10 protein-coding genes are annotated in these 9369 nt (G+C 44.6%); all 10 read right to left on the bottom strand.

What is annotated here, in order from left to right; translation table 11 throughout:
• Positions 1-128 precede the first annotated feature (128 nt).
• Positions 129-917, bottom strand: coding sequence for an NUDIX domain-containing protein (locus GRP75_RS14135; protein ID WP_023988247.1), 789 nt, complete (start codon positions 915-917; stop codon positions 129-131).
• Positions 918-982: 65 nt separating this feature from the next.
• A complete protein-coding gene (locus tag GRP75_RS14130; RefSeq protein ID WP_025719091.1) occupies positions 983-1405 on the bottom strand; it encodes a PaaI family thioesterase in 423 nt (140 codons plus the stop codon).
• A 122-nt stretch (positions 1406-1527) separates the two neighbouring features.
• On the bottom strand, positions 1528-1980 hold the full coding sequence (locus tag GRP75_RS14125) for a YlbF/YmcA family competence regulator (protein WP_160789606.1): 453 nt from the start codon (positions 1978-1980) through the stop codon (positions 1528-1530).
• Between the two features lie 82 nt (positions 1981-2062).
• On the bottom strand, positions 2063-3616 hold the full coding sequence (gene miaB / locus GRP75_RS14120) for a tRNA (N6-isopentenyl adenosine(37)-C2)-methylthiotransferase MiaB (protein ID WP_023988244.1): 1554 nt from the start codon (positions 3614-3616) through the stop codon (positions 2063-2065).
• A gap of 299 nt (positions 3617-3915) precedes the next feature.
• The gene (pduL, locus tag GRP75_RS14115) at positions 3916-4488 is read right to left on the bottom strand and encodes a phosphate propanoyltransferase (protein WP_023988243.1); all 573 of its coding nucleotides are present in this window, start codon (positions 4486-4488) and stop codon (positions 3916-3918) included.
• 142 nt (positions 4489-4630) lie between these two features.
• Positions 4631-5719: a low temperature requirement protein A gene (locus tag GRP75_RS14110; RefSeq protein ID WP_028542700.1), complete on the bottom strand. Its 1089-nt coding sequence runs from the start codon at positions 5717-5719 to the stop codon at positions 4631-4633.
• A 188-nt stretch (positions 5720-5907) separates the two neighbouring features.
• Entirely contained in the window at positions 5908-6975 is a 1068-nt protein-coding gene (locus tag GRP75_RS14105; protein ID WP_160789605.1) for a dipeptidase, read from the bottom strand.
• 122 nt (positions 6976-7097) lie between these two features.
• Positions 7098-7358, bottom strand: a complete 261-nt coding sequence (locus tag GRP75_RS14100; protein ID WP_007430104.1) for a stage V sporulation protein S — start codon at positions 7356-7358, stop codon at positions 7098-7100.
• A 129-nt stretch (positions 7359-7487) separates the two neighbouring features.
• The gene (locus GRP75_RS14095; RefSeq protein ID WP_013309959.1) at positions 7488-8282 is read right to left on the bottom strand and encodes a TIGR00282 family metallophosphoesterase; all 795 of its coding nucleotides are present in this window, start codon (positions 8280-8282) and stop codon (positions 7488-7490) included.
• 76 nt (positions 8283-8358) lie between these two features.
• Positions 8359-9369: ribonuclease Y (gene rny / locus GRP75_RS14090; RefSeq protein WP_160789604.1), on the bottom strand; the 1011-nt coding region annotated here is incomplete at its 5' end.

Below are 9369 nucleotides of genomic sequence, written 5' to 3'. Positions count from 1 at the left end.
CTACAGGCAAACTACCGTCCACAAAATCTTTCGTGTAATCAATAACAATTAGTGCCTGCATCGTACGGTCAGCTCCTTATCCTCAAAGTGATATTGTACGTTCTATGCGTAACCTATTACATTAGGCGTTACGTGTAGATAGATAAACGCGGTACTCTGTCACTAAAACGGTACAACTGTGCCGGTCTTTGTGAATACTGGTTGGAACTGAGCGGTTTGCCATTCTCATCACGCACCTCTTCCAGTATTCCCTGCCTGCTACGAGTCGATGTTATTTTGCGAATAAAGTTTGGCTCTTCGAAATCCGGTACGACACTCTGAATCACCTGATATAATTCACCCAGTGTAAAATGTAGCGGTAAAAACTGCTTGGCTATCGTCGTCTGAAGCATCTGCAACTGAATTTTGCGATAAGCATCTACAATGATATCCCGGTGATCGAATGCCAGCTCCAATTCCTCCAACGCTTCGCGGATCGTGAATAGCCCAACCTCGGAAGCATCATCGGCCGCCTGACGCTGTTCCAACATCCATTCTTCTACCAGCGCAAAAAACGCATGCGATATGATCCACCCGCGCGGATCACGTCCCGGTCCACTATATACACCCAAATACTCCAGATGCCCGCCGTCCACACCCGTTTCCTCTAACAGCTCCCGCTTGGCAGCTCCATACATCGATTCATCTTCCTGACAAAACCCTCCAGGCAACGCCCAGCGTCCTGCAAAAGGCCAACTGCGGCGCTTGATGAGCATCACTTTCAGCTCACGAATCGGCAATGTCTTTGTTACCGTCTTGCGCTCCCGCTTCGTTAAGGTAAACATAACGATATCCGCCGGAGCTCCATCCGGGGTACGGTATTTCTTAATGTTGTACGACGCCTTTTGCGCCTCTTCGTTTATACGATTGCTATCCATTGGCATCACCATATTATATCGTTTTGATAAATTCATTATGACATAATAAAAATTTTTGTCAAGTGTCAGGCCTTACCTGAATCACTTGCTTGTGTACGTAATACTCGGAAGGTTGCTGTAGATGTAGAACCGAGTGTGCCTTCACTATCTCTTACTTCCGCCTCAGTGGTTATCGTGCGACCTCCTTGATGAAGAATTCGCGCCCTAACCTCCAGTCGTCCTTGCCTCATGGCTGACAAGAAATGAACATTCAGGTTCGTCGTTACACATGGATCCATATTTCGTGAAGCCATACTGACCATCCCCATCGCCTGATCCATCAATGAAGTAAGTACACCCCCATGGACAATACCCATCACATTGGTATGCTCTTGTTTGGCCTCCAAAGCGATCTGTACCTCGTTTGCATCAGCTGCAATCAGTTCACACCCTAAATACTCCCAAAAAGTATTATTCTCTCCCTCTAGCATCTTACCCAACTTATCCATTCCCTTGCTTCCATCCCTTCTATGTTGTCCCATTTCTCTTGAAGTCCTATAACCATATACGTTGGCAAAATGCTTTCGAAAAAAAGGCGTGGAAGCTACGCCTCCACACCATAGATTTCATTCTAATCACTGCAATTCGACGAGGAGGTGCTTTTTCCCTCTTCTACGTTTACCTTCTCAGCAACGGTATCACGGATCGCCATAATCACCATTTGCAGTAGCTCATTAATTTCCACCTGACTCTGCTGAAACTCCGTTACAATTGGAATACCGTCAAGCTCTTCCTGTAGCTCCTGAAGTTCGGCCTCTATTTTGGCAATCATTTTTTGATTCTTCAAGGATTCAAATGCTACAATTTCCTTTTGCTTCTTTTTCATCGTTGCAATCAGTTGCTGGATGCGCCCATGATCCTGAATCTTTTCTTCTGCTTTTCGGAATACCTGTACTTCCTCACTGCTACCCAAAATACCTGCCAATTCTTTGGCTTTTGCCAATATCATTTCGCGATTGACCAAATGATCATGCTGGCGCGCCGCCGCTTGAAGTTCTGTTTGTTGCAACCGCTCCTCTGTCATTGTCCATCGCTCCTTTTCTCACTTAGACGGCCTTGCACACAGCCCTTTACTCAGACCGCATGCAACCCGCTAGAATATTCTTTTATCCGTTAACTGCTACAGCCGTTTCAACCAGATCACCTTTGATGTAAAAGGTCATAGGTTCCGTAATTTTCACTTGAACAAAGGAACCAATCAGGTCCTTAGAACCCTCAAAATGTACAAGCTTATTGGAACGGGTCCGTCCGGCAAGCACTTTGCTGTCATTTTTGCTCTCGCCTTCCACCAGCACTTCAACCACTTCGCCACGCAATCGACTATTAAAGCGAAGGCTGTTTTGGTTCACAGCAATGTTCAGACGCCGGAGACGCTCTTTTTTAACCGACATAGGCACATTATCTTCCATCGAAGCAGCTGGCGTACCTTCACGTGGTGAATAAATAAATGTGTAGGCAAAGTCATAGCCGACCTCGCGCACCAGGGATAGAGTATCTTCAAACTGCTCGTCTGTTTCGCCCGGGAAACCTACGATGATATCTGTTGTCAGAGAAACATGCGGAACAGCTGTTTTAATCTTCGCAGCCAGTTCCAGAACACGCTCACGGGTATATTTTCGGTTCATTTTCTTCAATATATCCGTATTACCGGATTGAACAGGCAGATGGATATGCTCCACCAAATTGCCACCCTTACCAAGCACTTCAACCAAATGGTCATCAAAATCACGTGGATGTGATGTCGTAAAACGTACACGCGGGATATTAATTTTGCGCATATCATCCATCAGATCCCCGAATCTGTAATTCAAATCTTTCAAATCCTTGCCATAAGCGTTAACATTCTGCCCCAGTAAGGTGATTTCTTTAAAGCCTTGACGTGCCAAATCCCGTACCTCAGCGATAACATCCTCTGGACGGCGGCTTCTTTCCTTACCACGTGTAAAGGGAACAATGCAATAGGTGCAAAATTTATCACAACCGTACATAATGTTCACCCAAGCCCGCATACCCTCGCGCTTCTTCGGCAGGTTTTCGATAATGTCGCCTTCCTTAGACCACACTTCGACCACCATTTCTTTGCTAAAGAGTGCTTCCTTGACGAGCTGAGGCAGACGATGAATATTATGGGTACCAAAAATCATATCGACAAAACCGTGTTTTTGCATAATCCGGTTAACGACATTCTCTTCTTGTGACATGCAGCCACACACGCCGAGCAGCAGTCCTGGCTTTTCTGTTTTGAGATGCTTGAGGTGACCCAGCTCGCCAAACACTTTATCCTCCGCATTTTCACGGATAGCACAAGTGTTCAGTAAAATGATGTCTGCTTCCTTCCGATCCTCGGTTGCCTGGTAGCCCATTTGCTCCAGCAAGCCTTTTATGGTTTCGGAATCATGCTCGTTCATTTGGCAACCGAATGTGTATACGATATAATGCTTTCCCTCACCGATATGCTTTAGCTCATCCGGGACTGCGTTATCATATAATACCTGTACATCCTCTTTACCGCGTTGCTTTTCTTTTCTATGGTTCGGCTCCGCCATAATGTTGATTTCACGTCCGCGAATACGGATCTTTTTGCTATGCTCATCTTCAGAAATAATCTTCGCATCCGAGAAATCAAAATATTTGGAGTAATCTTTTGTTTTCTTTTCCATTCCTTAGTCACTCCTTACACCATCTATTTCACGAGCTAATTTGTGATTTTACTGTATCTTTAGGCATGGGTAAATTTATTTTAGTTCTAAAAAACCTTTAAAAAAGGCATTACACTAAATTATAGCATGATTTATAGGCCATCGCCATAGATCAGCCGCAGATACCATTGAGTGCAATGTGAACTCATGTTCTTTTTGTACATTAGTGAAGTATTTGTGAATTATATAGTATGTAAAAAGCCCGATTCTTTTGCAAGAATCGGACTCTTTAAGGCTTCCGGCATTTAAATACGTGTATATTAGTCTACGATTTCAGCGTTGTCACCGTTTTTCACACCGGCTCCGTTCGCTTCATCTGTATCAATGTGCATATCCAAAGCAAAAGAATCGGACACACGTGCAAGAACATTTTCAAATACAAGGCCACGTTCGCCGCCGACACGTACTTTCAGCAACTGCTTGTCCTTAATGTCCCATTTAGCTGCATCAGATGTATGGAAATGAATATGGCGGGCTGCTACAATCACACCTTCTTGCAGTTCCACTTCACCAGCTGGTCCTTTTACCGTGATTCCTGGTGTACCATCAATGCTACCAGATTCGCGTACAGGTGCTTTTACACCAATAGCAAAGGAATCAGTGCGAGAGATTTCCAATTGGGAAGCGGGACGAGCAGGTCCCAAAATGCGAACCTTATCAAATTGACCCTTAGAACCAATTACAGCTACCGTTTCATTTGCGGCAAATTGTCCTGTTTGGGACAAAGGTTTAAATTCAGTTAATTGATAGCCTGCTCCGAACAAAATTTCAATATGCTCTTGAGTCAGGTGAATATGACGGGCTGAAACGCCGACAGGTACGATTTTACTCATCGTGTGGTCACTCCTTTTTCTCTATACAATACTTTACACATCTATGCTATTATACTCCTATTTTGCCAAGAAAGAAAAGGAGAGCGTATAAAGTTCCCTTTTTCGCCCTAATCGGCGTTAAATATCGTCCATAGAAATCGGATCAAACCGTCGTTTTAGCGAACAAGAGAAAGAAAAGCATGATTTCAGCTACGATGAGATGAGGGGGAACGACAACAAATATATTAAGAATAAACAGGACACAGAGTATTCCAGTTAAGAAAAAAATGACTCTGAGACGAGGTTTCAGATGACTTAATCGGTACTGATGAAATACCAGCAAAACCGACAAAAAGTAAATAAAAACAGAAGCAAAGGTAAAGCAAAGCACAAAGATATAGTCTACTTGTCCCAAAAACAAGAGCTGAATCGAAGCAGCTAGCATGCTAAGGGAAAGATAAATAAACAAATGACCATAAATAATAGTCTGTCCTGCTGATTGTTTTGATTTATCTACGCGCTTCTCCATATTCTCAAAATATTGCCACCAGATTGCGATGACTAATACAAAAGCCAAAGCAGCAAATACAATAGAAGAAACCGTAAAATGATCGGATTGTAAAACAGAAAGCATACTTATCACTGATTCGCCAAGCAAAATTAAGGTGAACTGTGCAAAGCGTTCTAAAAGATGCTCCGTATGGATAGGTGTGATCACCAACTTTTTACGGCCAATCAAAGGAACGAGGATATCAATAGCTATACCTGTATATAAAATCAAATATCGAACCCAAGAATCAAAGAAGAGGGAGAAACTAGAGATGACTATTCCAATCCAAAAATAAATTCCGAAAAAACGAGCTGTTTCCTGTTTATGAGCCGTTTCTTTGGGTGCCGAAAGTAAATATTGAACGACAGTCAAACCTCTTAACCCAATATAGCCAACAAAAAAAGATACATAATACGCATCAAAATCTATATTCAGGCTGGCGGTCATGATCAACACGAAAAACAATTGCAGGATCATAAAAATTCGATGTGTTATACTGTCTTGCCCAAAACGATTGTTGTAGACCGTTTGCCCCACCCAAGCCCACCATATTGGGATAAAAATCATAATAAACTTTTCCATATGTTCCCATGAGATACTACCATGCTCAACATGTAGCAAAACATGAGTGGCCTTGGAGACAGCAGCTACGAACAACAAGTCATAAAAGAGCTCAAGCCAGGTAACCTTTTTTATCAACATTATGTAATGGAGCCCCCTCTGATATGGCGGTGCAGCATGGTGACCCGTCAGTCTCGCTCCAACGTCTGCCGTATTTCTGCAAATGTTATTTTAGCACCATGCAATTCTAAGATGCTCCAATTATTTCGTAATCCTTCTCGCTTTGTCAAGAGTGTTCGCAGCTAAAAATTCCCTCTATAAATAGCTATTTAAGAAGAAATTTTGGAAGGCAGATTCGTTTGCAAGTATTCCAGCGCATGTCCTCCCAGCCATCCCTTGACCAGCTCCTCAGGGTAATGCTTCAGCAGCAGTTCTGCAAAAATCGGATATTTCCCCGAGTGCTCCAGCCCTTGCACATGGTGCTCGATACCGTCAAAATCAGAGCCAAACATCAAATGCCTTTCGCCGCCTAATGAACAAATATGCTCAATGTGCGGTAGCAGATCCTCAGCGGTTATCGTACCCTGCTCTTTGAGAAACATTGTGACGAAGGTCAAACCAATCCGTCCGTTACGAGCGATCAGTGCACGAATCTGTTCATCCCATAGATTACGGGGGTGAGCACACTTCGCAAAGGCATTCGAATGCGAAGCAATGGGCGGTAGAGTGGCCTCCTCTAGCACCTCCCAGAAGCCCTGTACGGACAAATGCGATACATCTAGCAGCAGTCCCAGGTCATTACAGCGATTGACCAAATCGCGCCCCTTGCTACTCAGCCCGCCACCTCTATGTTCCATAATGCCGTCAGCTGCCCAGTTCGCATAATTCCATGTCAGTCCAATCAATCGTATTCCCATGGCATAGCACAATTCTGCATAAAACGGGTTCCCTTCCAGCGCATCTACCCCCTCCAGTGAGAGCAAAGCCCAAGGTGCCCATGTATGATCCGTCCCATTACCATCCACATACGTTATCTTTTCCATGCGCTTCTCTTTTCCTGCCTGCTTTACTTGCTCCTCCTGATGCACTGCGGACGTATTTTTACACATTACCAAGTCTTCCTTCCACAGCAATGGTCTCAACCCACCTGAGATAGAGGTAACATGCTGCCTGAACAGCTCAATTTGACGAATCACATGCTCAAATCTTGGCGTGCCCAATACCTGAGAAATATATATAGCAAATGTTTGCAACCGCACGTTACCTTCTAGCAAACGTTCTTTTGTGACATCAAGCGATGGATGACTGAAATCGATCTGCGCATCGAGCTGCATTTTACATAACACATCACAATGAAAGTCAACAACTGGCCAATTCACTTTTAGCTTATCATTCATGCATCTTACCTCCATTTAGAGATTGAAGCATCACAAATTTATTTTAAAAATCATAGTAACAGACTCACAAAGCAAAAAAGCCCGTTTACAAATCGTAAACAGGCTCAGGCAACTTACATTTATTATCTTGGCTCTACAATCAATTTGATCGCAGTCCGATCTTCTCCATCAATAACAATGTCTGTAAAAGCAGGAATACAAATCAAATCCACTCCGCTTGGTGCGACAAATCCCCGGGCAATGGCTACCGCTTTAATGGCTTGGTTTAGTGCACCCGCTCCAATCGCCTGTAATTCTGCATTTCCGCGTTCACGCAGTACTCCTGCGAGTGCGCCTGCAACTGAATTGGGATTGGATTTTGCTGATACTTTTAATACATCCATAGTAAGTACCTCCCCTGGGAATGATGATGGTTTGATTCCACTATTAGATGTTATTCGAGGGTCAGCAAAAAATTCCTGCTTTTTGGTGACAGTTTTCCTTATTCTTTCCTTAAGTAGCTCACAAAAAGGTTAATCCATCCGCCATTCATCTTCTTTGAGTCTGATTTTCTGAATTTTGCGGGCTTTTCCATCGTTATCATTCAGCTCTACGCTGATGGCATGAAAATGCCATTTGCCCATGTCCACTTGAAAACGTACTGGAAGCTGGGTCTGGAATTTCTGTAACACAGCCTCTTTCTGCATCCCAAGCACTCCCTCATAAGGACCTACCATTCCCGCATCTGTCTGATACGCAGTTCCTTGTGGCAAAATCGTATCGTCATTGCTCTGTACATGTGTGTGCGTACCTACCACGATTGAAGCACGTCCATCCAAATGCCAACCCATTGCGATTTTTTCCGAGGTTGCTTCGGCGTGGAAATCAACTAGGATATGTTTATGTTTTTTGCGCAGCTCATCGACAATTTCATCTGCTGCACGGAATGGATCGTCAATAGCTGGCAAAAAAGTTCTACCTTGCAGATTAACAATAGCCAGCTCCTTACCTCCACCTTTTACAACGGTATAACCCCGTCCTGGTGTTCCTGGTGGAAAGTTAGCCGGGCGGATGATCCGCGGCTCATCATCTATAAAATCAAATATTTCCTTATTGTCCCAAGTATGATTTCCCATCGTAATCCCATGAACGCCCCAATCAAAAAACTCTCTGGCGATGGCTGGGGTAATTCCTCTTCCCGAAGCCGCATTTTCTCCATTCACAATAATAACATGCGGGTTGTATTTTGATTTTAGCGAAGGGAGATTCTCCCTCAGTGCCTTTCTGCCTACACTGCCGACGATGTCTCCAATAAATAATACGTTGATAGAAAGCCCTCCCTAGTCTGCCTTACATAATGAAAAGTGGCCCTACAAGCAGCGGCCACTTTTCATTGAAATGCTTTTATTTTGCGTATTCTACCGCACGGGTCTCGCGTATGACGGTGACCTTGATATGTCCCGGATAGTCCAGTTCATTCTCAATCGTTTTCGTAATATCGCGGGCCAGTCGGAATGCTTCCGCATCATCAATTTTCTCTGGCTGTACCATGACACGAACTTCGCGTCCGGCTTGAATCGCGTATGATTTTTCAACGCCTTCAAAAGATTCGGAGATGCGTTCCAGCTTCTCAAGACGACGGATGTACGTCTCTAGCGTTTCACGCCGCGCTCCCGGTCTTGCTGCTGACAGGGCATCTGCCGCCCCAACCAGCATGGCGATCACTGAAGTCGCTTCGCAATCGCCGTGATGTGAAGCAATGCTGTTGATGACGACCGGGTGTTCCTTGTACTTCTTCGCCAGCTCCACGCCAATTTCAACGTGCGATCCTTCCACTTCATGATCCAGCGCCTTCCCGATGTCATGCAGCAATCCTGCCCGTCTTGCCAGTACAACGTCTTCGCCCAGTTCCCCGGCCATCAGACCTGTCAAGTATGCAACTTCCATCGAGTGCTTCAATACGTTCTGTCCGTAACTTGTACGGAACTTGAGACGTCCCAAGATCTTGATCAAATCTGGATGCAAGCTATGCACGCCCACCTCAAAGGTGGCCTGTTCACCATACTCACGGATTCGTTCGTCCACCTCTTTACGGGATTTTTCCACCATCTCTTCAATACGAGCCGGATGTATCCGTCCGTCCGCTACGAGCTTTTCAAGCGCAGTACGCGCAATCTCTCTACGAATCGGATCAAATCCAGACAAAATAACAGCTTCCGGCGTATCATCAATAATGAGGTCAATTCCTGTAAGGGTTTCAAGTGCACGGATATTACGGCCTTCGCGCCCGATGATCCGGCCTTTCATTTCTTCGTTCGGCAATGTGACAACAGAAACCGTCGTTTCTGCTACATGATCTACCGCACAGCGTTGGATGGCCAGTGTGATGATTTCACGAGACTTTTTGTCCGCTTC

Source organism: Paenibacillus sp. OT2-17, assembly GCF_009827695.1.
Lineage (GTDB): Bacteria > Bacillota > Bacilli > Paenibacillales > Paenibacillaceae > Paenibacillus > Paenibacillus polymyxa_B.
Note: the sequence above shows the minus strand (reverse complement) of the source record. Positions and strands in the feature narration are given on the sequence as shown.